Source organism: Micromonospora sp. NPDC049175, from assembly GCF_043197345.1.
GTDB lineage: Bacteria > Actinomycetota > Actinomycetes > Mycobacteriales > Micromonosporaceae > Micromonospora.
The window spans coordinates 409,292-432,362 of sequence record NZ_JBICSY010000002.1; the positions used below are offsets into that span (position 1 = coordinate 409,292).

The window sequence follows — 23,071 nt, forward strand, 5'->3', positions numbered from 1 at the left end:
ATGAGGTACGTGACGACGATCCCCAACGTGCTGGCCAACCGGTACGCCTCGCCCGACCTGGTAGCCCTCTGGTCTCCGGAGGAGAAGGTCCGGATGGAGCGGCGGCTCTGGCTCGCCGTGCTCCGCGCCCAACGCGACCTGGGCGTGGCCGTGCCGGACGGTGTGGTCGAGGCGTACGAGCGGGTGCTCGACCAGGTAGACCTCGCCTCGATCGCGGAGCGGGAGCGGGTCACCCGGCACGACGTGAAGGCCCGGATCGAGGAGTTCAGCGCGCTCGCCGGGCACGAGCACGTGCACAAGGGGATGACCTCGCGGGACCTCACCGAGAACGTCGAGCAGCTTCAGGTGCGCGCCTCGCTGGAGCTGATCCGGGACCGGGTGGTGGCCACCCTCGCCCGGCTGGCGTGGCTGGCCCACGAGCATTCCGAGGTGGTCCTGACCGGCCGCTCGCACAACGTGGCGGCGCAGGCCACCACGCTGGGCAAGCGCTTCGCGTCGGCGGCGGAGGAACTGCTCATCGCGTACGAGCGGCTGGAGGAGTTGATCGCCCGCTACCCGCTGCGCGGGATCAAGGGCCCGGTGGGCACGGCGGCCGACCAGTTGGACCTCTTCGACGGCGACGCCGACAGGGTGGCCGAGTTGGAGCGGCGGGTCGCCGAGCACCTCGGCTTCTCCCGGGTGCTGGACAGCGTCGGGCAGGTCTACCCGCGTTCGCTGGACTTCGACGTGCTGGCCGCGCTGGCGCAGACCGCCGCGGCGCCGTCGTCGCTGGCCACCACGATCCGGCTGATGGTCGGCCAGGAGTTGGCCACCGAGGGCTTCAAGCCGGGTCAGGTCGGCTCCAGCGCGATGCCGCACAAGATGAACACCCGCTCGTCCGAGCGGGTGAACGGCTTCGCGGTGATCATCCGGGGTTACCTGTCGATGGTCGGCGAGTTGGCCGGTGACCAGTGGAACGAGGGGGACGTGTCCTGCTCGGTGGTCCGCCGGGTGGCCCTGCCGGATGCGTTCTTCGCCGCCGACGGGCTGTTCCAGACGTTCCTCACCGTGCTCGACGAGTTCGGCGCGTACCCGGCGGTGATCAACCGGGAGTTGGAGCGGTTCCTGCCGTTCCTGGCCACCACGAAGATCCTGGTGGCGGCGGTCCGGCGCGGCGTCGGCCGGGAGGTCGCCCACGAGGTGATCAAGGAGCACGCGGTCGCGGTGGCCCTCGCGATGCGCGAGCAGGGCTCGCCGGAGAACGACCTGTTCGACAGGTTGGCGGCCGACGGCCGGCTGGGCCTGTCCCGCACCGACATCGACACGCTCGTCGCCGACCGCTCCGCCTTCGTCGGCGCCGCCGCCGCACAGGTAGAAGCGATCACCCGCCGAATCACGAAGGTAGTCCAAACCCACCCAAACGCCGCAACCTACTCCCCACCCCCAATCCTCTAACCCCTGCCCCTTCCCCCACCCACCCCCACCCCTCCCTCCCCCTGCCTCCCGTTGATCATGGAGTTATTGCCACGACACGCCGAGGTGGCGGGCAATAACCTCATGATCAACGGGAGGCAGGGTGGGCAGGGGTGGGTGGGTGGGTTAGTCGCCGGTTGCGGTTTCGGCGGATGTGCGGAGGTTGGGGGCGCTCGCCGGTTCGGCGATTCCGCCCGGCGATTCCGTGAAGCCCGCGACCTCCGCGGTCTCCGCCGCGACCGCCGGCTGGTCGGCCGGCATGACCTCGGGCATCTTGGGTACGGCGACCACCGCCGTTCCGTACGCGCAGATCTCCATCCACATCTCGCCGCAGTCGCGGCTGTCGAAGCGCATGCCGATCACCGCGTTCGCGCCGAGCCGCAGGGCCTCCTCGCCGAGCCGCGACACCGAGTCGGTACGCCAGCGGGTCAGGTTGTCCGGGGCCATCGGGTCGTACGCGCCGCCGCGCAGGTTCTTGACCCCCTCGCGGTACGGGTTGCGGGTCCGGGCCATCGAGGACACGACCTCACCGAGGATCTGGCGGATCTCGTAGCCGGGCAGTTGCTCTGTCGTCACGACCAGCACGGTTCCGATGCTGTCAGGAGTGGCCTGACCCGATCGGGTGCATTGTTCACCTGATCGGATGCTGCAAAACAGCGCGGCGCGGACGGCCGACCCGGGGCCGACCATCCGCGCCGCCCGGGGTGTTAACCGTCAGACACCGGCCACCGAGGTGATCCAGGCCCGGTTGTACGCAACGCTGCCGTAGTTCTGGATGCGGTAGCCGTCGGCGGTGGAGGCGACGCCGACCTGCTGGCCGTTGTAGAACTGGGGACCGCCCGAGTCGCCCCGCCAGGGGTTGCCGCTGATCTCGGTGCTGCGGATGGCCTGCCCGCCGTACGCGTCGGTGACGCTGTTGCTTGTCACCCGCACGGTGGCGGCGGATGCGCATCGGGTGGGCTCCTTGGGCGGGCGGACCCGGGGTCGCCGGGTGCGGGAGGGCGGCAGCGGGGGTTCCCGTCACCGCTTGAATCGACTTGCATCGATGTACGATAGGGCCCGAGGTCATCGTTATCAAGATTGTGATCGGGATTGATCAATGTAACGATTCGGCTACCGGAAGCGCCGTATATGTCCTGCTGAGGCCGCCTGTCGCGCTCCCCGGGCCACCCTGGGTGCCGGTAATGTCGATCACTGCCTGAACTGCACCCGGCCGGTGCGCCCGTGGCGATATCTGCCAGGTACGCTGGCTGCGCTCGCCCGTTGTGGGTCGGCACCCAACTGCGTACACAGTCAGGAGTGCCCAGTGCCTCGCGTCGTCGTCGACGTCATGCTCAAGCCCGAGATCCTTGATCCGCAGGGCCAGGCCGTCGCAAACGCGCTGCCCCGGCTCGGCGTCGGTGACGTCGCCTCGGTTCGGATCGGCAGGCGGATCGAGATCGAGTTCACAGGTGAACCGGACCTGGATCGCGCTCGGGAGATCGCCGACAAGTTGCTCGCCAACCCGGTCATCGAGGACTTCACCATTCGCCTGGTCGAGGCCGACGAGACCGCGGACGCCCGCTCGTGACCGCCCGGGTCGGTGTCGTCACCTTCCCTGGCTCGCTCGACGACGGGGACGCGGCCCGGGCCGTCCGGATCGCCGGCGCCGAGCCGGTCCGGCTCTGGCACGGTGACCCGGACCTGCACGGGGTGGACGCGGTCGTGCTGCCCGGCGGCTTCTCCTACGGTGACTACCTCCGCTGCGGCGCCATCGCCCGGTTCGCCCCGGTGATGGAGACGATCGTGGACGCCGCCCAGGGCGGCCTGCCGGTGCTCGGCATCTGCAACGGCTTCCAGATCCTGTGCGAGGCGCACCTGCTGCCCGGTGCGCTCACCCGCAACCAGCACCTGCACTTCCGCAACCGGGACCAGGTCCTGCGCATCGAGTCGGCCGGCACCGCGTGGACAAACGCGTTCCAGCCCGGCCAGGAGGTGCTCATCCCGGTCAAGAACGGCGAGGGCTGCTACGTCGCGGACACCGCGACGCTGGAGCAGCTCGAAGCCGAGGGCCGGGTGGTCGCCCGGTACGTCGGCGGCAACCCCAACGGGTCGCAGCGGGACATCGCCGCGATCACCAACGCCGCGGGCAACGTGGTCGGCATCATGCCGCACCCCGAGCACGCGGTGGAGGCGCTCACCGGTCCTTCGTTGGACGGCCTCGGCTTCTTCACGTCGGTCCTCAAGCACCTGGTGGGGGCGCCGGCATGACCGGCGACACGATCATCGGTCTGCTCAACCGCATCTCTGGCGGGCACGAGCGCAGCGAGGAGAGGTCATGACCACCCATCCGGACCCGGTACGCGACACGCCCGAGGCGTACTCCGCCCCGGCGCAGCCGGCCGAGCCGAGCCCGGCGCAGCCGGCCGCTCCGGCCCCGCTGGCCACCGCCGTGTGGACCGAGGGCGTCGACACCGTGCCGCGTGCCGGTGGCACCCCGGGCGAGCTCCAGCCGTACACCGAGCTTGGCCTGCGTGACGACGAGTACGACCGGATCCGGCAGATCCTCGGCCGCCGGCCCACGCAGTCCGAGCTGGCGATGTACTCGATCATGTGGAGCGAGCACTGCTCCTACAAGTCGAGCAAGGTGCACCTGCGTCAGTTCGGTGAGAAGGCCCCGCACAGCGACCGGATGCTCGCCGGCATCGGCGAGAACGCCGGCGTCGTGCAGGTCTCCGACGAGCTGGCGGTCACCTTCAAGGTCGAGTCGCACAACCACCCGAGCTTCGTGGAGCCGTACCAGGGCGCCGCGACAGGTGTCGGCGGCATCGTCCGGGACATCCTGGCCATGGGCGCCCGCCCGGTCGCGGTGATGGACCCGCTGCGCTTCGGTGCCGCGGACCACCCGGACACCGCCCGGGTGCTCACCGGCGTGGTCGCCGGCGTCGGCGGCTACGGCAACTGCCTGGGCCTGCCCAACATCGGCGGCGAGCTGGTCTTCGACCCCTCCTACCAGGGCAATCCGCTGCTCAACGCGCTCTGCCTGGGCGTGCTGCCGGTCAGCCGGCTGCAGAACAAGGCCGCCGCCGGCCCGGGCAACGTTGTCGTCCTGATGGGCGCCAAGACCGGCCGCGACGGCATCGGCGGCGTCTCGGTGCTGGCCAGCGCCACCTTCGACGAGGGCAGCGAGGCCCGCCGGCCCGCCGTGCAGGTCGGTGACCCGTTCACCGAGAAGCTACTGATCGAGGCGTGCCTCGAGCTGTACGACGGCCAACTTGTCGTCGGCATCCAGGACCTCGGTGGCGCCGGTCTGACCTGCGCGCTCACCGAGACCGCCGCCGCTGCCGGCACCGGCATGCGGGTCTGGCTGGAGCGGGTGCCGCTGCGCGAGCCGTCGATGGACCCGCACGAGATCCTGGCCAGCGAGTCCCAGGAGCGGATGCTGCTGGTCGTCGAGCCGGAGAAGCTCGACGCGGTGCTCAAGACCTGCGAGAAGTGGGGCGTCCTCGCCACCGCGATCGGCGAGGTCACCGCACCGGAGCCGGACGGCCGCCCCGGTCGACTGACGATCACCTGGCAGGACCACCTGGTCGTCGACGTGCCGCCGGGTTCGCTCGTCGACGACGGCCCGGTCTACGCCCGGCCGATGCGCGAGCCGGCCGACCTGATCCTGCTCCAGGCCGACCGGGCCGAGACGCTGCCCCGCCCGGCCGACCCGGAGGCGCTGCGGGAGACCGTGCTGCGCATGATCGCGTCGCCGAACCTGGCCGACAAGACCTGGGTCACCGAGCAGTACGACCGCTATGTGCTGGGCAACACGGTGCTCGCCCAGCCGGAGGACGGCGGCGTGATCCGGATCGACGAGCGGACCGGTCTCGGTGTGGCGCTGTCGTTGGACGGCAACGGCCGGTACGCCCGACTGGACCCGTACAACGGCACCAAGCTGGCCCTGGCCGAGGCGTACCGGAACGTGGCGGTGACCGGCGCGAAGCCGATCGCCGTGACCAACTGCCTCAACTTCGGCTCCCCGGAGGACCCGGGCGTGATGTGGCAGTTCGCCGAGGCCGTGCGCGGCCTGGCGGACGGTTGCCTGGAGCTGGGCATTCCGGTGACCGGCGGCAACGTCAGCTTCTACAACCAGACCGGTGCGGCGGCCATCCACCCGACCCCCGTGGTCGGTGTGCTTGGTGTGCTGGACAACGTCGCCGACCGGGTGCCGATGGGCTTCGTCCCGCGTGCCGGTGGCGACCACGACCAGCTCTACCTGCTCGGCGAGACGAACGTGGAGCTGTCCGGCTCGGAGTGGGCCTGGGTGACGCACGAGCACCTCGGTGGTATCCCGCCGCAGGTCGACCTGCTCCGGGAGAAGGCGCTGGCCGACCTGTTGGCCGAGGCGGCCCGGGTGGGTCACCTGGCCTCCGCGCACGACCTCTCCGACGGCGGTCTCGCCCAGAGCCTGGTCGAGTCCTGCCTGCGGCGCGGCGTCGGTGCCCGGGTCGCGGTGCCGGAGCAGTTCGCCGAGGGTTCGATGCCGTTCGTCTACCTGTTCAGCGAGTCCGCCACGCGGGCGTTGGTGTCGGTGCCGCGCGGCCACGACAAGGCGTTCGCGGCGCTCTGCGCCGAGCGGGGGGTGCCGTTCGAGTTGATCGGTGTCACCGACCCGTCCGGTGGCGCACTCGAGGTGCACGGTCAGTTCCGGATCGACCTGGACGAGCTGCGCAGGGCGCACACCGAGACGTTGCCGCGCCTCTTCGGGGGTTCGGCGGCCGTCGAGGTGCCCGCGCCGGCCGCCGGCGTGGCGGGCGCGGTCGAGGCCGTCCCCCTGCCGGTCGCCCAGGCCGAGCGGATCGACCCGGCTGAGGTGCTCTCCGAGCCGATCGCCACTTCGGGGCCTTCCCCGCAGACCGGCGCTGTCGAGCCGATCGGTCCGGCACAGCCCGGGCGGTCGTCCGAGTCTGACACCGGTGTCACCGAACCGTCGCCTGACGAGCGCTGAGGCGTTGGCGGCCGCTGTCTACGGCCAACCCGGTTCCGGTGCCCGGTTCGACTGGGGGCTGACCGGGGCGGCCGAGCTCGGCCGGGTCTGCGCGGCGCTGGTGGTGGTGGACGTGTTGTCGTTCACCACCGCCGTGGAGGTGGCGGTCGCCCGGGGCATGCGGGTGCACCCGTTCCCGTGGGGTGAGCAGGCCGCCGAGTACGCCGTGCGCGTCGGCGCGGTCGCCGCGGTGGGCCGACGGCGGGTGAGCGCGGACCATCCGTGGTCGCTCTCGCCCGCCGCACTGAGCACCGCACCGGTGGTCGCGGATCTGGTCCTACCCTCGCCCAACGGCTCCGCCATCAGCGCCGCCGCGAGTGCCACCGGCCTGCCGGTGGTCGCGGCGTGCCTGCGTAACGCACGGGCCGTCGGGGGTTGGCTACGCCGCCAGGGGTACGGCACGGTGGGCGCTCCGATCGGCGTGATCGCCTCGGGGGAACGATGGCCGGACGGGTCGCTGCGCCCGTCGGTGGAGGACCAACTCGGTGCCGCCTCGGTGCTCGACGCCCTCTCCGGCGTTCCGGGCGGGCTGTCCGTGGAGGCCGCCATGGCACTTGCCGCACTGGCGAGCACTCCGGACGTGCCCGCCGCGGTGCGGGGGAGCGTTTCCGGGCGGGAGCTGACTGAGAGCGGCTTTGCCGAGGACGTGAACATCGCCGTCCAGGTCGGCGTGTCGGACGTCGTGCCGGTGCTTAACCAGGGTGTCTTCTCCGCCGCCTGAGCGACGCTCAACCCGCGCCGGGCCGTGCCGTGCCGGGCCGCGCGCTGGGCCGTGCCTTTGGTGATCGACTCGGGTTGCACGAAGTCGGGGTGTCCAGGCATGCGGGACACCGCGACTTCATTGACCACGAGTGGATCCTGAATGCGAAACGGCCACCCGGAGATCCGGGTGGCCGTTTCCGTGCGCTGTGGTCGGTCAGTCGTCCAGCCAGTCGAGACGTCGGCCGCCCCGGTCGGTCGGCGGCGGGGTCTCCGGGCGGGGGCGACCGGCGGCCGGTTGGCCGTAGGCGCCGCCCTGCTCGTAGCCCCGGTCGTCGTAGCCGCCGCGCTGCTGCGGTGCAGGCTCCTGGCCGTAGGCGCCGCCCTGCTCGTATCCGCCGGCCGGTTGGCCGTAGGCGCCGCCCTGCTCGTAGCCCCGGTCGTCGTAGCCGCCGCGCTGCTGCGGTGCAGGCTCCTGGCCGTAGGCGCCGCCCTGCTCGTATCCGCCGGCCGGTTGGCCGTAGCCCTGCTCGTAGCCACCGGCCTGCTGGCCGCCGTACCCGGAGGTCGGCTCGGCGGCCCGGCCGCCGTACGGGGCCTGGTCGGGCTGGCCGTACCCCTGGCCCTGCTCCGGCTGGTAGACGCCTGTGGCGTACGGGTCGGCCGGTGCCGGGTACTGGGTGCTGTCGCCGGTGTACCGGCCGGTCGGCTCGTCGTACCGCTCGCCGTAGGCGGCTCCACCAGCGGGAGCCGGCGGGTAGGCGGCGGTCCCCCCACCCTGGGCGGGGTAGTCGCGGCTGCCGTAGCCACCGCCGGAGGCCGGCGCGTTGCCGTAACCGCCACCGGACGCGGGCGCGTTGCCGTAGCCGCCAGCCGGGGCGGGAGCGCCGCCGTAACCAGCACCGGAACCGGGCGCCGCACCGTAGCCGTCACCGGCGCCGTAGCCGCCCTCGGCGCCTGCCGGGGTGCCGTAGCCGCCACCGGAGGCGGGGGCGTTGCCGTAGCCGCCACCCGACGCGGGGGCGTTGCCGTAGCCGCCACCGGACGCGGGAGCGTTGCCGTAACCGCCCGCCCCGTAGCCGCCAGGTGCGGGCTCGTCGCCGTAGCCGGCGCCGCCCCAACCCTGCTGCCCCGCGCCGCCGTAGGCCTGTGCCGGCGCGCCGTACGGGTCCGGTGGGACGTCGTCGACCACCGGGCGGTGCATCATCGTCGGCGCCTCGCTCAGCGCGGCACCGCCGACCATCGTCGGGTCCGCCCCGCCGACGGGCCGGCCACCGGCCATCCGGGTCTGGTCGTCGGGGCCCCGGAAACCGCCCCGCGACGGCGGCACCACAGCGCCGCCACCGGCCGCGGCCGGGGCGTCGTCGTCGCCGCCGTTCTCCTTGCGCTTCATCCAGAGCAGGACGATCGTGCCCACGCCGGCGGCCACCAGCAGACCACCGAGAAGGATGATCAGGTACGAGCCCGCGCCGTTGCCGCCTTCGTCGGTCTTCGAGGCGTTCGCCGGAGGGCCCGCGCTGGCGCCGTCGGTGGGCTGGTCGGCCGCGCCCTCATCGGCCGGGTCCTCGCTGGGAGTGGCCTCGGCGGTGGTGGACGGCGTGACGCTTGGCGACACCTCGACCTTGAGCGCGAGGCTGATCCGTTGTCCGGTGATGGCCTGCCCGGCAGCGGCGTTCAGGGTCTTGCGGGCCTGCACGTTGTCGAACGTGGCACCCAGGTCGAGCCGACCCGGTGTGATCGGGTTGCCCGAGCTGCCGGTGATACGGAAGTTGCCGCTGCCGTCGCTCGTGGTGTCGAAGCGCTTGCCGGTGCTGTCCAGCAGGATGACCACCGCGTTCGGCACCGCCTTGCTGTCGGCCTGGCTGACCACCTTGCCGGAGACCGACTGCACGGTCTGCGTCTGCGGCGGTGGTGGCGCGGCGGCTGCCTTGACGGTGACCCGGAGCGTGCGGGAGTTACCGTCTCCCGAGACCGTGATCTTCGCCGAGCTTCCGTTGGCCGCGGGCGCGCTGGCCCCTGCCGTCAGGGTCAACGTCACCGACTTCGGCTCGGTCGAGTCGCCGAAGTTGATCGGTCCGCAACCCCCGCAGGTGACGCCGTCGGGCAGGTCGGTGACGTCGATGTCCGCGGACTTCTCGTCCTGGTCCGGTCGGACGACCACGTTGACGGTGCTGCTCTTGCCCGCGTCGATCGTGACCGAGTTGTCGGCTGTGCTGATCTTGGCGGCCATTGCTGGTGTGGCGGGGACGGCGAGCAGAGCGCCGGCAACCAGCGCTACGACCACACCGGCCCGCTGGTTCCAGGCACGTCGGTGTGTTGACACGTCCACCGCCTTCCGGGCTGACTTCCCTCTGACCGGCGGGGCGCCGGGCCGGGGATCATCACGGTTCGAATACGCCGTCGGCAACTATGCCTTGTCCGACTGGATCGGCGCGACCCAGGGCCAACGTCAGGTGCTCGGCCGGTGGGTCGTATCGTCCCTTCGTGTCCTCTCCGCACATTAAGTCCGCTGCCGTTGCGGCCGCGTTGTCGGCGCTCGACGAGGGGCGTACACCCGAACGGCCGGTGTTCCGAGAGGCGGTCCGGTCGCTGTTGGCCATCCTCGCGGAGCGCGCCCCCGGCCGATCGGTGGAGGTGCGCGTACCACCATACGGGGCGATCCAGTGCGTACCCGGACCTCGACACACCAGGGGAAACCCGTCAAACGTGGTCGAGATGGCCGCCGACACCTGGTTGGAGCTGGCCACCGGGCGGATCGGGTGGGCGGAGGCGGTCGCCGAGGGTCGCGTCCAGATGAGTGGTGTCCGGGCGGACCTCTCGGCCTATCTGCCCCTCTGATCGTCCGATGTCCCACTCCCCGTGACGCTCAGCATGGAAGACGTGACTATCTGTGTCGATGGCGATTCGCGTACACTGTCAGGCGATGAGAGTGGTCCCGGCAGACGAGTGTGGATCCACCCGTGATCCCGCCCAGCCGGTCCAGACCAGCATGAGGGAGCGGTAGGTGCCCCGAGGCGACGGCCGGCTGAGCCACGACCTTGACCCCCAACGACCTGGCCCCCAAGACGCCTGTGGTGTCTTCGGCGTCTGGGCGCCCGGCGAAGAGGTCGCGAACCTGACCTACTTCGGCCTCTACGCCCTGCAGCACCGCGGCCAGGAGGCGGCGGGCATCGCGGTGAGCGATGGCTCGGGTGTGGTGGTCTACAAGGACCTCGGCCTGGTGGCCCAGGTCTTCGACGAGCCCACCCTGGCGAGCCTGCGCGGCCACCTGGCCATCGGGCACGCCCGTTACTCCACGACCGGCGCGTCCAACTGGGAGAACGCCCAGCCGACGATCCGGTCCACCACCTCCGGCACGACCATCGCGTTGGCCCACAACGGCAACCTGGTCAACACCGCCGAGCTGGAGAAGGAGGTCGCCGAGCGCGGCCTCGTCGCGGACGGTTCGACGAACGACACCTCGCTGGTGACGATGCTGCTCGCCGGCCGACCGGATCTGTCGGTCGAGGCGGCCGCACTGGAGGTGCTGCCGCAGCTGCGCGGCGCGTTCAGTTTCGTCTTCATGGACGAGTCGACCCTCTACGCGGCCCGCGATCCGCACGGCGTCCGCCCGCTGGTGCTCGGCCGCCTGGAGCGCGGGTGGGTGGTGGCCAGCGAGACGGCCGCACTGGACATCGTCGGCGCGAGCGTGGTCCGTGAGGTCGAGCCGGGCGAGCTGATCGCGATCGACGAGAACGGGCTGCGCTCGACCCGGTTCGCCGCGCCCGAGCCGAAGGGCTGCCTCTTCGAGTACGTCTACATCGCCCGCCCGGACGCCACGATCGCCGGGCGCAACGTCCACGCGGCGCGCGTGCAGATCGGTCGACAGTTGGCCAAGGAACACCCGGTCGAGGCCGACCTGGTGATCCCGGTGCCGGAGTCCGGCACCCCGGCCGCGATCGGCTACGCGGAGGCGTCCGGCATCACCTACGGTGCCGGCCTCATGAAGAACCCGTACGTGGGTCGCACGTTCATCCAGCCGTCGCAGACCCTGCGTCAGCTCGGCATCCGCCTCAAGCTCAACCCGCTGCGGGAGAACGTCCGGGGCAAGCGGTTGGTGGTCGTGGACGACTCGATCGTCCGGGGCAACACCCAGCGCGCCATCGTCCGGATGCTGCGTGAGGCGGGGGCGCTTGAGGTGCACGTCCGGATCTCCTCCCCGCCCGTGAGTTGGCCGTGCTTCTACGGCATCGACTTCGCCACCCGGGCGGAGCTGCTGGCCAACGGGTTGGACAACGACGGCATCCGGCGCTCCATCGGCGCCGACACGCTGGGTTACGTTTCCCTTCCTGGCCTGATCGCCGCAACCGAGCAGCCGAAGACCCGGCTGTGTCGGGCATGTTTCGATGGGGAGTACCCGATCGAGTTGCCGGCCGGCAACCTGATCGGCAAGCACGTGCTCGAAGGGGTGGGTCGACGGGTCGCGAACTCGACGCCGGAAGCCCCGCACACAAACGGCACGTCCGTCGCCACTCCGGGTGGCGTTACCGCAAACCGCCCGTAGCACCAACCGGCGCGGCCCGGCCACCGTCGGCGCGGCACCGAGAACCAAAGGGGAGAACCGTGACGCACGTGTCCGAGCGCAACGGCGCAGGAAGCAGCCCGACCGGCGCCGGCGGCGACCGACAGCCCTGGACTGCCGGCACCAGCCGGCAGGCCCGCAAGCGTTCGGTTTCGTACGCCGACGCCGGAGTCTCCATCGACGCGGGCGACCGCGCGGTGGAGCTGCTCAAGTCGAAGGTGCGTCAGACCCGCCGCCCCGAGGTGATGGGTGACCTCGGTGGGTTCGCCGGCCTGTTCCGCCTGGACACGAAGAAGTACAAGAGCCCGATCCTGGCGTCCTCCACCGACGGCGTGGGCACCAAGCTGGTGATCGCTCAGCAGATGGACATTCACGACACGGTCGGCATCGACCTGGTCGCCATGGTCGTGGACGACCTGGTGGCCTGCGGTGCCGAGCCGCTCTTCCTGCTCGACTACATCGCCACCGGCGAGGTCGTGCCGGACAAGGTCGCCGAGATCGGCGCGGGCATCGCCGACGGCTGCCGCTACGCCGGCTGCGCGCTGCTGGGCGGGGAGACCGCCGAGCACCCCGGCGTCCTGCGCCCCGACGAGTACGACATCTCCGCGACCGGCGTCGGCGTGGTCGAGGAAGCCGACATCCTCAGCCCGGAGCGGGTCGAGGTGGGCGACGTGGTGATCGCCATGCGCTCGTCCGGCCTGCACTCCAACGGCTACTCGCTGGTCCGGCACGTGCTGCTCGGCGCCGCCCGGATGCGACTGGACATCGTGATCGACGACTTCGGCCGGCAGCGGACCCTGGGCGAGGAGTTGCTCACCCCGACCAAGATCTACGCCAAGGACTGCCTCAAGCTGATCGCCGAGGCGGAGGTGCGGGCGCTGTCCCACATCACCGGCGGTGGCATCCCCGGCAACCTGGTCCGGGTGCTGCCGGAGCACGTCGACGCCGTGGTCAACCGGTCCACCTGGAAGCCGCAGCCGATCTTCGACCTGATCCAGTCGAAGGGTCGCATCGACGACCAGGACATGGAGTCGACCTTCAACATGGGCGTCGGCATGTTCGCGATCGTCTCGGCCGAGGACGCTGACCGCGCGCTGGCCACCCTGACCGGCCGTGGAGTCGAGGCGTGGCAGGCCGGCGAGATCATCGAGGGCACCGGCAACGTGCAGATGGTCGGTCAGCACACCCGCGGTTGATCACGCGCTGGTGATCGTACGGGCACCTGATCAGGGCTTCACCCGAGTGGCCAATGCCGCCTAGCCTGAAGGGCTCAGGCTAGGCGGAGGAGGGCGATGGCTGCTCGGGGACAGACGTTCAGCGGGATGCGCGGTCTGGCGGCCGTCCCGTCGTACGTCGTCATGCAGCCGACCACCCTCTGCAACCTCGACTGCACATACTGCTACCTGCCGTTTCGGGCCACCGACCAGCGGATGCCGGTGGCGGTGGCCGCGGCGGTCGCGGCGGCGGTCAACCCCTGGGCGGCCGCGGGCCGGTTCTCGGTCGTCTGGCACGGCGGGGAGCCGCTGGCGGCCGGCCGGGAGCACCTGGCCGACCTGATGGCCCCGTTCGGGCCCGAGGTCGAGCATCACGTGCAGACGAACGCCACCCTGATCGACGACGAGTGGTGTGACTTCTTCACCCGGCACGAGATGCGGGTGAGCGTGAGCGTCGACGGGCCCCGGGCGCGCAACGGTGACCGGGTCAACCGGGGCGGCCAGCCGGCGTACGACCGGATCCTGCGGGGTGTCGCCGCGTTGCGTCGGCACGGCCTGCCGTTCTCCGCGCTGGCCGTGGTGTCCCGGCCGGAGCCGGGGCTCGCCACCGAGCTGTACGACTACTTCCTCGACCTGGGGTGCGACGTGTTGGGCGTCAACATCGAGGAGACCGAGGGGGTCAACACCCGCGACAACAGCCACGACCCGGCGGCGGTGACCGGCTTCTGGGCCGAGTTGGTCGCGGCCTGGCGTCGGGAGCCCCGGATCCACCTGCGCGAGATCGAGTGGTCGCTGCGCTACGCCGCGGCCGTGCTCGACAACTCGGCGGACGGGGTGCTGCCCCGCCAACTCGACCCCATCCCGACGATCGGCCACGACGGCTCGGTGATCGTGCTGTCCCCGGAGCTGGCCGGCTTCAGCGACCCTCGCTACGGCGACTTCAGCAGCGGCAACGTGCTGCAGGCCCCGCTGGCGGAGATTCTCGCCGGCGCGGCGGCGACGCCGTGGGTCGGGGAGTTTCTGGCCGGGGTGGAGGCGTGCCGGGTCTCCTGCCCATACTTCGGCTTCTGCGGTGGCGGCCATGCCGCCAACCGTTACTTCGAGCTGGGGCGTTTTGACGGTACCGAGACCGAGCACTGCCGCAACAGCAAGATCCGCCTATTGGAGGGAGTGTTGGAGCATGCCCGAGACCACAGGTCACCGGCGCCCTGAGCGCGAAGCGGACGACGGCGTCACCGAACGGGTGCGGGAGGCGGGTCCCGCGCTCGTCGCGCTGCTGCAGGAGGCCGAAGACGCGCGGAGGCTGCGCTCCGAGGTTTCGGGAAGCGACGGCGCCAGCGCGGTCTGCGCCTGGAACCACTTCGAGAACATCCCGACGTTCTACAACTGGAACAATCGCCCACGCTGAGTCGAGCCACGACCGGGGGCCTGTCGAGCGACCGGATTGACTCCGGTCGGGGTCAGGCCCCTGATCGTCGGCTACTACACCTGCACGGAACGTGCGTGAGCACGCGGACTTACCGCGTGCTCAGTTGCGTCGAGAGGTCAGCGGGTCGGACGGACCCAGGGATCCGGGTCGTCCTCCGCGTGATCCTCATCATCGTCGTCGACGGACTCTTTCGAGTCGTCGTCGAAGTGGTGCTCAGACTTACCAGCACCCGCCAGTTCGCGCTGCAAGGCGGTGAGGTCGGTGTTCGGGGAGTGGTACTTCAACTCCCGCGCCACCTTCGTCTGCTTGGCCTTAGCACGGCCGCGCCCCATGGCTCGACCCCCTCGCACAGAATGCGGGGCAGCCCGAAGGCGGGCCCCGATGACGTCAGGCATCTCTCGTGGCTCTTACGGTACATGGGGATGCCATCGTTCGGCACCTCGGGTTACCGTCAGCCGGCTCTGCGCGTCGCGTCGATCCGGCCGTCACCCAGTGTACCGGGTAAGGAGCGGAACGGTTAGCACCCGTGACACCGGACAAACCGCATCAAAGTTGACCCGACTTCAGCTTACCCAGCCGAGCCGGCCACGGAGGCCCGGAGGCGGATCCCGTCGACCCGCCTCCGGGAACGCTCAGCGCAGGTGGATCCCGCGCAGCCGGCCGATGTCGGCCATCCGTCGCTCCGCCAGCCGGTCGGCGGCCACCGCCGGCGGCACGCCCTCGGCGTCAGCCAGGCGCAGGATCTCGCGCGTGGTGTCGTAGATCCGGGTCGCCCGCAGCTTCGCCCGGTCGAAGTTGAAGCCCTCGATCTCGTCGGCCACCTGGATGACGCCGCCCGCGTTGACGACGTAGTCGGGCGTGTAGAGGATGCCCCGGTCGGCGAGCAGCTTCTCGATGCCCGGGTGGGCGAGCTGGTTGTTCGCCGCGCCGGCCACCACCTTGGCGCGCAGCGCCGGCACGGTCTCGTCGTTCAGGGCGCCACCCAGCGCGCAGGGGGCGTACACGTCGATGTCCGCGGCGGCCAGCGCGCTGACGTCGTCCAGGAGGGTGACCTGCGGGTGGTTGGTGCGCACCCACGCCAGCGCCTTCGGGTTGACGTCGGTGGCGACCACCTCGGCGCCGTCGTCGAGCAGGTGCCCGGTGAGGTACTTGCCGACCTTGCCCAGCCCGGCCACCCCGACCCGTCGGCCCCGCAGGCTCGGCGTGCCCCAGACGTGCTCGGCGGCCGCCCGCATGCCCTGGAAGACGCCCCAGGCGGTGAGGATCGACGAGTCGCCGGCTCCGCCGTGCTCCACGCTGCGCCCGGTCACGTAGCGGGTCTCCCGGGCCACGACGTCCATGTCCGCCACGTACGTGCCCACGTCGCAGGCGGTGTAGTAGCGACCGCCGAGCGATTCCACGAAGCGACCGTACGCGCGCAGCAGCGCCTCGCTCTTGATCTGCTCCGGGTCACCCCAGATGACGGCCTTGCCACCGCCCAGGTCCAGCCCGGCGAGCGCGTTCTTGTACGCCATCCCGCGCGACAGGTCGAGCACGTCGGCGAGGGCGTCCTCCTCGCTGTCGTACGGGTAGAAGCGGGTGCCGCCGAGCGCCGGCCCCAGCGCGGTGGAGTAGATCCCGATGATCGCCTTCAGGCCGCTCTGCTTGTCCTGGCAGAACACGACCTGTTCGTGACCTGTCGATATCGGGTCGTCGGTGCTCGCGAATACACCCATTGTTGGCTCCTGGAGTGGTGTGCGCCCTTGTGGGACGCGGACCTGCTGGACGCCGGCGGGATGCTGCCGGTGTGATCGAGCCTAGTATCGGCCGCCGTACGAGTGCTCGACGCGCCGCCGCCGTCCCACGTTGCGGCGCGCGTGGTCCGGCCGCTGACCGCGCACGGGTGCGGTTCGTGGGAGGATCGCGCCGTGCCGTCGCTCTTCGCTTCTTACCTGCGCGTGTACGAACCGTTGACCGCCTTCGACCGAGACCGGCAGAGCTACTGGCGCCGTTATGTCTCGGAGGGGCGGGCGGTGGCCCCGGTCGAGGGTCCCGGCCGGCAGCGGACGGCGGTGATCGAGGCGCTGGGTGCCGGCTGGACCCGGCTGCCGGACCTGCCGGAGGAGGCGTACGTCCTGGAGACGGACGACAGCCTGCTGGTCTGCCCGTGGAACCTGCGGATCCGGGTCGCTGAGGCGGCGCTCAGCGCCCGGGACGGGGTGCCCTCGGTGCTGGCCGACGCCTTCGTGCCGCCGGTGCTCGCCGGGCAGGCGAGGGCGGTGATCGACGACTGGCGCAGCGGGGCCCGGGTGTTGGAGCACGGGGTGCCCCGGGTGCACGAGCAGATCGCCACGTGGGGCGTGCCGCTGCGCTGGTTCGTGCTCTTCGAGCCGGCCGAGCGGGACCTGGTGACCCAGCCGGGCCGGCGGTGGTTGCGCTACCGCACGGAGATCTCCAAGGCCCGCCGACGGTCGTCCCGGGCGCTGTCCGTGCTGCGCAAGTCGGTGGGCGAGGCGCCGATCACCGAGGCGGTGGAGGAGGCGGCTCGCTGGCTGGAGGAGTTCCATCCTCGGTCGGTTGTCGAACTGGACTACGGGGGCCTTGTCGACCTGCTCTCCGACGAGACTCTCGCGGCGGACGACTCGCCCGAGCTGGTCGCCGCCGGCCTGGCGGGGCTCTCGCGGGGTGAGGCCGAGGAGGCGTCCGCCGCGTACGACACGTTGGTGGCCCGGTGGCGTGCTGTGCAGCTGCTGGAGCGGTGCAACTAGGACAAATGGTCATAGGAGCGCTCCCAAGGTGAGGTGTGCTCGTAGTTGACGCATCACGAACCGTGATCATGAGTCCGAATAAGGTAGATTCTGCCGTGTAAAAGTCGTAAAAATCGGGCATGGTTCATCCGTCCGTCTAGGGACCTTCATCCGTTCGGCCCATGTCGGACATCGGGGACTAGCCGGACCATGGGAGACGCGTCGGCCGGCGGGACCCCGGCCGATGTCTATACATGTGGAGGAGTGACCGATGGCATCGCGAACGCACGAACCAGAGCCGCTACTCACGCCGGCCGAGGTGGCGTCGATGTTCCGTGTCGACCCGAAGACGGTGACCCGGTGGGCCAAGGCGGGCAAGCTCAGCGCCATCCGCACCCTGGGTGGTCACCGTCGATACCGCGAGTCGGAGGTCAGGGCGCTGTTGCAGGGTCAGATCCCGCAGCAGCGGCAGGGCGACTGAGCGGCATAAGTTTTTCCGGTCAGGGGCGGTGGATCTCGATCCGCCGCCCCTTTCCATGACCGGGGGCGAGGTCCGACCGACCTCAGCGCCGGCCCTCGGCCAGCGTCAGCGCCGGCTCTCGACCGGCGTCACCCGGATGCCGACAGTGCCGCCCTCGCCGCGGCGCAGCCGGCTGCCGAGCAGGCTCAACCGGCCGATCACCCGGTATTTGTGCTTGAGCAGGTCGCGAATGCGACCGGTGTCTCCGCTGCCGCAGATCGTCGCGTGCGCCGGCACCTCCGCGCCATGCGGCCGGCCCCGCACGTCGCACGGCGCCAGGGTCACCTCGCCGTTGTTGCGGATCCGTTTGACCTTGCCCGAGTCGGCTCGGGTCCAGACCGCCAACGCCTCACCGTCACGGACCGCCCAGACCGGGGTCGGCACCGCTCGACCGTCCTTGCGGAAGGTCGTGAGCAGCAGATACTTCTCGGCGGACAGCCGGTCCAACACGGTCACGCCCGCCAGGATACGACCGCTGCGGGCCACCCAGTGGCCGGATAGCGTGAACGTCGTGACGGGTGAGCCTCAAATCGGTGACGTGATCGGCGAACTGCTGCGGGACACGCTTGCCGTGGCCACCGGGGTGGGCCCTCGACCGCTCGTCGGCGGCCGACTACCCCGGCCGGTCATCGAGATCATCGAGCGGGACGACGGTCTGATCAATGGCGCTCCGGCCGCGCACTACCTGGACGGGCCGCAGGAGTGGCAGCCGTACGACCACCGGGCCGTGGACCGGGCGCGCGGCGAGACACTGGACATCGGCACCGGCGCCGGCCGGATCGCGCTGCTGTTGCAGGAGCGCGGCGTACCGGTCACCGGGCTGGACACCTCCGCGGGCGCGCTCGCGGTCAGCCGGCGTCGTGGCGTCCGGCGGCTGGTGCACGGCACCGTCGACACCCACGTCGCCGACGGTCGGCGGTACGACACGTTTCTGCTGCTCGGCAACAACCTCGGGCTGTTCGAGGGCCCGCAACGTGCCCCCGGGTTCCTGGCCGCGCTCGCCGCGCTGGCCCGACCGGGAGCGCAGATCATCGCGCACGGCACCGACCCGTACGGCACCCGCGACCCGCTGCACACCAGCTACCACGAGCGCAACCGCCGTCGGGGCCGGCTCGGGGGTCAGCTCCGGCTCCGGCTGCGCTACCGCGAGCTGAGCACCGAATGGTTCGACTACCTGGTGTGCTCGGCCGACGAGTTCGCCGCGCTCGTGCACGGCACCGGCTGGCAGCTCACCGATGTGGACGACCGGGACGCTCCCTACTACCTGGCCACCCTGCGCCTCGCCGAGTGAGCGACGGCCCCTGCGCCAGCGAGCGCAGGGGCCGTCGTACCGCTCAGACCTGGACGGTCGGGGGGAGCTGCTCGGGCGGGAGGCCGCCGTCGCCGTCGACCACCTCGTCCGGCTGGCCGTCCTCGTCGATGTCGACCATGGTGATGTCCACCTTGCCGTCACCGTCGGTGTCGAACTGGAACAGGTCGGCCTTGCCGTCGCCGTCGGTGTCCACCACCCACACATCGGTCTTGCCGTCGTTGTTGGTGTCCGCGCGCAGCAGCTCGACCCGCTCGTCGCCCCGGGTCTCCACGATCGCGGAGTCGGTGGCGCTCTCCGGTGCCTGGCTCATGTCGACTGGTCCTTCCCTCGATTGTCGGGCCGTCATTACCCGATCCCGCGCTCCCCCAAGCATGGGCCGGATCTTCCGGCTGTCTAGGGTCGCAGCATGAGGGAGCGGAGCGGGCGAAACAGCCGGCTCGGTGTGGCGGGGACCCCGCGCGCCGGCCGGCGGGACAGGGAGGCGTGATGAGCGAACGTTTCGTGGTCGTCGGCGCCGGCACCATGGGGCTCGGCATCGCGTACGTGGCGGCCGGGGCCGGGCACACGGTCGAACTCGTCGAGGTGGACCCGGAGCGGGGCAGGGCCGCGCTGAACCGGCTCGCCGAGCTGTGGGAACGAGCCGTGCAACGCGGGAAGCTCAGCGCCGACGAGGCCGCCGCGCACCGGCAGCGGGTCACGTTGCGCCCGACGCTCGCCGAGGTCGCCCCGGCCCCCGAGGTGATCGTGGAGGCGGTGCCGGAGCGGCTCGACCTGAAGCGGGCGGTGCTGCGCGACGCCGCGGCGCTGCGCCCGGCGCTGCTGGCCAGCAACACCTCGAGCATCGCCATCGGCGAGCTGGCGGCCGGGCTGGACGCGCCCGAGCGTTTCCTCGGCCTGCACTTCTTCAACCCGGTCTGGGCGATGGCCCTCCTGGAGGTCGTGGTCGGCCCGGCCACCGCCGAGGAGACCACCGCCGCGGCCGTCGCGCTCGCCGGCCGGCTGGGCAAGGACCCCGTCGTCGTACGCGACCTGCCCGGCTTCGCCACCTCCCGACTCGGGGTCACCCTCGGGCTGGAGGCGATCCGGATGGTCGCCGACGGGGTGGCCAGCCCCGCCGACATCGACAAGGCGATGGTGCTCGGCTACCGACACCCGATCGGCCCGCTGGAACTCACCGACCTGGTCGGCCTCGACGTGCGGCTGGACATCGCCCGTACCCTCCAGGCCGCCTACGGGGACCGCTTCGCGCCGCCGCCGCTGCTCGTGCGGATGGTGGACGAGGGGCGGCTGGGTAAGAAGTCGGGGCACGGCTTCTACGTGTGGAACGACGGGGTCAAGCAGTGAGCGCGAGGAGTGAGCTCGCGAGCCCCGCAGTCGCGAACGGAAGGCGGGCGCAGTGAGCGGGCTGCGGATCGAGGAGCGGCCGGACCGGCTGGTGGTGACCCTGGACCGGCCGGAGAAGCGCAACGCCATCGACGCCGACCTGATCGCCGAGCTGCACCAGGTCTGCGCCGAGTTGGAGGCGCGCCCCCGGCTGCTGCTGCTCACCGGTGGCACGGCCGGCATCTTCGCCGGTGGCGCCGACATCGCCCAGCTCCGGGAGCGGGGCCGCACGGACGCCCTGGCCGCGATCAATTCCGCCGCCTTCGCGCGGATCCGGGCGTTGCCGATGCCCACGGTGGCCGCCGTCGACGGCCCGGCGCTGGGCGGTGGCGCGGAACTGGCGTACTCCTGTGATCTGCGGGTGTGCACGGCGCGGGCGGTCTTCGGTCAGCCGGAGGTGCGGTTGGGGATCCTGGCCGGCGCGGGCGCGACGCACCGGCTGCCCGCGTTGATCGGTGAGGGCCGGGCCAAGGAACTGCTCTTCACCGGCCGCCGCGTGGACGCCGCAGAGGCGCTGCGCATCGGTCTGGTGAACCGGGTGGTGGACGAGCCCGACGAGCTGCTCACGGTGGCGCACGCGGTGCTCGACGAGATCGCCCTGGGCTCCCCGCTGGCGCTGCGGCTGACCAAGCTGGCAGTGGACGCGCCGGCCGCCGCGCACCCACATCTCGACCTGGTCAGCCAGGCGGTGCTCTTCGAGGACGAGGAGAAGCACCGGCGGATGACCGAGTTCCTGGAGCGCCGCCGGCCGCGCTGACTCCCGGAAACGAAACGGCCGCACCGACGCTCGCGCCGGTGCGGCCGTTTCTCGCCTGTGGTGTTACTGCCGGATCTGCACTCCGCTGTCGGCCAGCGAACGGATCACCGAGGCCGACTCGACGAAGCCGATGATCAGTACGGCGTCCGCGCCGAAGTCCTTGATCTCCTTGGCGCCAGCGGTGAAGTCCACCGGGGGAGCCTTGGCGTCGGCGGGCGGCTCGTAGTTGAGCAGCTTGAGGCGGTCGCTCGTGATGCCGGCCTTCTCCAACTCGTCACGGACGGTGCCCTGCAGGCCCTCACCGTAGGAGTCCTTGCGGGCGACGATGACGATCTTCTGCGATCCGTCGCGGAGGATGACATCGGCAAGCGCCCGGCCCTGGAGGCTGTCCGGCGGCGCGGTGCGGAAGTAGAGGCCCCCGTCGTCCACGTCGGTCAGGCTGCTGTCGGTGTTGGACGGGGAGAAGAGGATCTTCCCGGCCTGCACCACGTCCGGCAGCACAGCCCGGGAGATGCCCGAACCGCCCGCGCCGATGATCACGCTGACGCCCCCGGCCACGTGCCTGGCCACCGTCGCCTTGGCCACCGCCGGGTTGGTGCCGTCGTCGCCCTCCACCCACGTCACCGGCTTGCCCAGCGCGCCACCGGCGGCGTTGATCTCCCGGATCGCCAGCGCGGCGCCGGCCGCCATCGGCGGGTAGGCGATCGACAGGTCACCGGTCTTCGGCAACAGGCCGCCCAGGATCAGCGGCGGCTGGTCCGGGTCCACGGTCGGCCGCTGCTTCTTCGGCTTCGGCGGCGTCTTGGTGCTCGCCGCCGACTCGATGCCCGCGCCGACGAACTCGGTCTTGCCGTCGTTGATCTGCTGCCCGTCGAAGGTCAGCGTGGCGTAACTCGCGGTGGCCGGCTCACCCTTGTCGGTGAAGCCCGCTCGGGTCAGCGAGACGCCGCGGTACTCGACGTCCTGCCCGTTGCGGGCCAGCGCCAGGCAACTAGCTGGGTCCTCGCAGCGCTGACCGTCATTGGTCACGGCGACGATCTGCTTCGCGATCGCCGCCGGGTCGGTGCTGCCGGCCAGTTGGGCGGCGAGCACGGCGACAACCACCGCGTCGTACGTCTCGGCGGAGTACACGTAGTCCGTCAGCGCCGGATTGACGGCCTTCAGTCGGCTCTTGAAATCGTCGGGCAGCGGTACGAGTGGCGTGGTGCCCTTCATCCCGTCGACGAGACTTGCGCGATCCTTCAACTCCGCGGGGTAGGAGTTGAGCATGTTGCCGTCCGTGCCATAGAGGCGCACCTGTTGGGCGCTTGACTCCTTGGCCTTGTCATCCCCGCAAGCGCTTGTGGCGAGCAGGATCGTCGCGCAGGCAGCCAGTGAGGCTACCCGCGAGCGGCGTGATACGAACATGGTCGTCCTTCCTCCGGCGAAGGTCCGCTGCGCACATTAGCGTGCCGAGGCCATCGGCGGGACCGTGGAGGTGGCGTAAAGCGCAGGTAGCTCGCATTGAACACGGACAGTGACGAGCGCCGGGGTCGCTTGACCGCCCGTCCTACTGTGCGCTGCGTGACCGACCTACCACAGCAGACGTTCGACGACGCGACCGCCGTGCTCCGCTCGGCGCTGACCGGAGATGGGGACGCGGTGGTGGGAGCATTCGACGCGGTCGTCGACCGAGCTGGCCTCAGCGGCGCGTACGGGGTGGCCTGGTGCCTGGCCGCGACGATGGTCGGCGACGCGCCAGCCGCCAGCGGGGCAGCGCTCGACTTCCCGGGCATCGATCAGGCCGACTACGACACCCGCTGGGTGGCCCGCTTCGTCAGCGCGTACGCCAATCGGGACGAACCGACCGGAGAGGCGCTGTTCGGCGCAGCGGCGGCCGACGGGCTGCTCCCGGACTGCCTGCTCACCCTCGCCGGCTCGACGATCGCCACCCTGCGCAGCCGCGCCGAGTGACACCCGTCGGGTCGCGACGTCCGGCGGGACGGACGCCGCGCCCGCGCGGCG

Annotated in this window: 23 protein-coding genes and 1 pseudogene; 16 read left to right on the forward strand and 8 right to left on the reverse strand. The window is 71.1% G+C overall.

Features of this window, described 5'->3' with window-relative positions:
• Positions 1-9: 9 nt before the first annotated feature.
• On the forward strand, positions 10-1,434 hold the full coding sequence (purB, locus tag ACGFH8_RS08800; RefSeq protein ID WP_393365364.1) for an adenylosuccinate lyase: 1,425 nt from the start codon (positions 10-12) through the stop codon (positions 1,432-1,434).
• A gap of 144 nt (positions 1,435-1,578) precedes the next feature.
• On the opposite strand, the gene ACGFH8_RS08805 is transcribed toward purB, so the two are convergent.
• Both ACGFH8_RS08805 and ACGFH8_RS08810 read right to left on the reverse strand, forming a co-directional pair.
• Positions 1,579-2,142, reverse strand: a complete 564-nt coding sequence (locus ACGFH8_RS08805; RefSeq protein WP_393365366.1) for a YbjQ family protein — start codon at positions 2,140-2,142, stop codon at positions 1,579-1,581.
• Positions 2,143-2,166: 24 nt separating this feature from the next.
• A pseudogene (locus ACGFH8_RS08810) lies at positions 2,167-2,391 on the reverse strand (trypsin-like serine protease); the annotation flags it as partial.
• Positions 2,392-2,758: 367 nt separating this feature from the next.
• Between ACGFH8_RS08810 and purS the strand changes: the two are divergent.
• The 4 genes from purS (at position 2,759) to ACGFH8_RS08830 (ending at position 7,187) form a co-directional block, all read left to right on the forward strand.
• Positions 2,759-3,022, forward strand: a complete 264-nt coding sequence (gene purS, locus ACGFH8_RS08815) for a phosphoribosylformylglycinamidine synthase subunit PurS (RefSeq protein WP_184180400.1) — start codon at positions 2,759-2,761, stop codon at positions 3,020-3,022.
• Positions 3,019-3,702, forward strand: coding sequence for a phosphoribosylformylglycinamidine synthase subunit PurQ (gene purQ / locus ACGFH8_RS08820; RefSeq protein ID WP_393365368.1), 684 nt, complete (start codon positions 3,019-3,021; stop codon positions 3,700-3,702). Before purS ends, purQ begins: the two co-directional genes overlap by 4 nt.
• A gap of 67 nt (positions 3,703-3,769) precedes the next feature.
• Positions 3,770-6,427 carry a phosphoribosylformylglycinamidine synthase subunit PurL gene (purL, locus tag ACGFH8_RS08825; RefSeq protein ID WP_393365369.1) on the forward strand — a complete coding sequence of 886 codons (2,658 nt, stop codon included), beginning with the start codon at positions 3,770-3,772 and terminating at the stop codon, positions 6,425-6,427.
• Positions 6,396-7,187, forward strand: coding sequence for a 2-phosphosulfolactate phosphatase (locus ACGFH8_RS08830; protein ID WP_393365371.1), 792 nt, complete (start codon positions 6,396-6,398; stop codon positions 7,185-7,187). The genes purL and ACGFH8_RS08830 overlap by 32 nt, the downstream gene beginning before the upstream one ends.
• A 195-nt stretch (positions 7,188-7,382) precedes the next feature.
• Here ACGFH8_RS08830 and ACGFH8_RS08835 read toward each other — a convergent pair whose 3' ends face one another.
• A complete protein-coding gene (locus ACGFH8_RS08835) occupies positions 7,383-9,488 on the reverse strand; it encodes a hypothetical protein (protein ID WP_393365373.1) in 2,106 nt (701 codons plus the stop codon).
• A 161-nt stretch (positions 9,489-9,649) separates the two neighbouring features.
• On the opposite strand from ACGFH8_RS08835, the gene ACGFH8_RS08840 reads away from it, so the two are divergent.
• From ACGFH8_RS08840 to amcA, 5 genes are all read left to right on the forward strand, one after another.
• A complete protein-coding gene (locus ACGFH8_RS08840; RefSeq protein ID WP_393365375.1) occupies positions 9,650-10,003 on the forward strand; it encodes a sterol carrier family protein in 354 nt (117 codons plus the stop codon).
• Positions 10,004-10,169: 166 nt separating this feature from the next.
• A complete protein-coding gene (purF, locus tag ACGFH8_RS08845) occupies positions 10,170-11,708 on the forward strand; it encodes an amidophosphoribosyltransferase (protein WP_393365377.1) in 1,539 nt (512 codons plus the stop codon).
• A 59-nt stretch (positions 11,709-11,767) separates the two neighbouring features.
• Positions 11,768-12,922 (forward strand): phosphoribosylformylglycinamidine cyclo-ligase, encoded by a 1,155-nt coding sequence (gene purM, locus ACGFH8_RS08850; protein ID WP_393365379.1) that lies wholly within the window; start codon positions 11,768-11,770, stop codon positions 12,920-12,922.
• Between the two features lie 126 nt (positions 12,923-13,048).
• Entirely contained in the window at positions 13,049-14,152 is a 1,104-nt protein-coding gene (gene amcB, locus ACGFH8_RS08855; RefSeq protein ID WP_393367031.1) for a cyclophane-forming radical SAM peptide maturase AmcB, read from the forward strand.
• A complete protein-coding gene (amcA, locus tag ACGFH8_RS08860) occupies positions 14,121-14,348 on the forward strand; it encodes a multiple cyclophane-containing RiPP AmcA (RefSeq protein WP_393365381.1) in 228 nt (75 codons plus the stop codon). The genes amcB and amcA overlap by 32 nt, the downstream gene beginning before the upstream one ends.
• 137 nt (positions 14,349-14,485) lie before the next feature.
• On the opposite strand, the gene ACGFH8_RS08865 is transcribed toward amcA, so the two are convergent.
• Together ACGFH8_RS08865 and ACGFH8_RS08870 are read right to left on the reverse strand one after the other, a co-directional pair.
• Entirely contained in the window at positions 14,486-14,701 is a 216-nt protein-coding gene (locus ACGFH8_RS08865) for a DUF3073 domain-containing protein (RefSeq protein WP_393365383.1), read from the reverse strand.
• Between the two features lie 300 nt (positions 14,702-15,001).
• A complete protein-coding gene (locus tag ACGFH8_RS08870; protein WP_393365385.1) occupies positions 15,002-16,084 on the reverse strand; it encodes a Glu/Leu/Phe/Val dehydrogenase in 1,083 nt (360 codons plus the stop codon).
• 192 nt (positions 16,085-16,276) lie between these two features.
• Here ACGFH8_RS08870 and ACGFH8_RS08875 point away from each other — a divergent pair, with 192 nt between their 5' ends.
• Both ACGFH8_RS08875 and ACGFH8_RS08880 read left to right on the forward strand, forming a co-directional pair.
• Positions 16,277-17,116, forward strand: coding sequence for a hypothetical protein (locus tag ACGFH8_RS08875; RefSeq protein WP_393365386.1), 840 nt, complete (start codon positions 16,277-16,279; stop codon positions 17,114-17,116).
• A 250-nt stretch (positions 17,117-17,366) separates the two neighbouring features.
• Positions 17,367-17,576 (forward strand): BldC family transcriptional regulator, encoded by a 210-nt coding sequence (locus ACGFH8_RS08880; protein ID WP_007073996.1) that lies wholly within the window; start codon positions 17,367-17,369, stop codon positions 17,574-17,576.
• A gap of 105 nt (positions 17,577-17,681) precedes the next feature.
• Here ACGFH8_RS08880 and ACGFH8_RS08885 read toward each other — a convergent pair whose 3' ends face one another.
• Entirely contained in the window at positions 17,682-18,071 is a 390-nt protein-coding gene (locus ACGFH8_RS08885) for a PPOX class F420-dependent oxidoreductase (RefSeq protein ID WP_393365388.1), read from the reverse strand.
• A gap of 55 nt (positions 18,072-18,126) precedes the next feature.
• Between ACGFH8_RS08885 and ACGFH8_RS08890 the strand changes: the two genes are divergently transcribed.
• Positions 18,127-18,906: a class I SAM-dependent methyltransferase gene (locus ACGFH8_RS08890; protein ID WP_393365390.1), complete on the forward strand. Its 780-nt coding sequence runs from the start codon at positions 18,127-18,129 to the stop codon at positions 18,904-18,906.
• A 43-nt stretch (positions 18,907-18,949) separates the two neighbouring features.
• On the opposite strand, the gene ACGFH8_RS08895 is transcribed toward ACGFH8_RS08890, so the two are convergent.
• A complete protein-coding gene (locus ACGFH8_RS08895) occupies positions 18,950-19,237 on the reverse strand; it encodes a hypothetical protein (RefSeq protein ID WP_393365392.1) in 288 nt (95 codons plus the stop codon).
• Between the two features lie 176 nt (positions 19,238-19,413).
• On the opposite strand from ACGFH8_RS08895, the gene ACGFH8_RS08900 reads away from it, so the two are divergent.
• Positions 19,414-20,271, forward strand: coding sequence for a 3-hydroxyacyl-CoA dehydrogenase family protein (locus ACGFH8_RS08900; protein WP_393365394.1), 858 nt, complete (start codon positions 19,414-19,416; stop codon positions 20,269-20,271).
• 52 nt (positions 20,272-20,323) lie between these two features.
• A complete protein-coding gene (locus ACGFH8_RS08905) occupies positions 20,324-21,067 on the forward strand; it encodes an enoyl-CoA hydratase/isomerase family protein (RefSeq protein WP_393365396.1) in 744 nt (247 codons plus the stop codon).
• Between the two features lie 63 nt (positions 21,068-21,130).
• On the opposite strand, the gene ACGFH8_RS08910 is transcribed toward ACGFH8_RS08905, so the two are convergent.
• A complete protein-coding gene (locus ACGFH8_RS08910; RefSeq protein WP_393365398.1) occupies positions 21,131-22,474 on the reverse strand; it encodes an ABC transporter substrate-binding protein in 1,344 nt (447 codons plus the stop codon).
• A 156-nt stretch (positions 22,475-22,630) separates the two neighbouring features.
• On the opposite strand from ACGFH8_RS08910, the gene ACGFH8_RS08915 reads away from it, so the two are divergent.
• Entirely contained in the window at positions 22,631-23,020 is a 390-nt protein-coding gene (locus ACGFH8_RS08915) for a hypothetical protein (protein ID WP_387189626.1), read from the forward strand.
• The last annotated feature ends 51 nt before the right edge of the window (positions 23,021-23,071 follow it).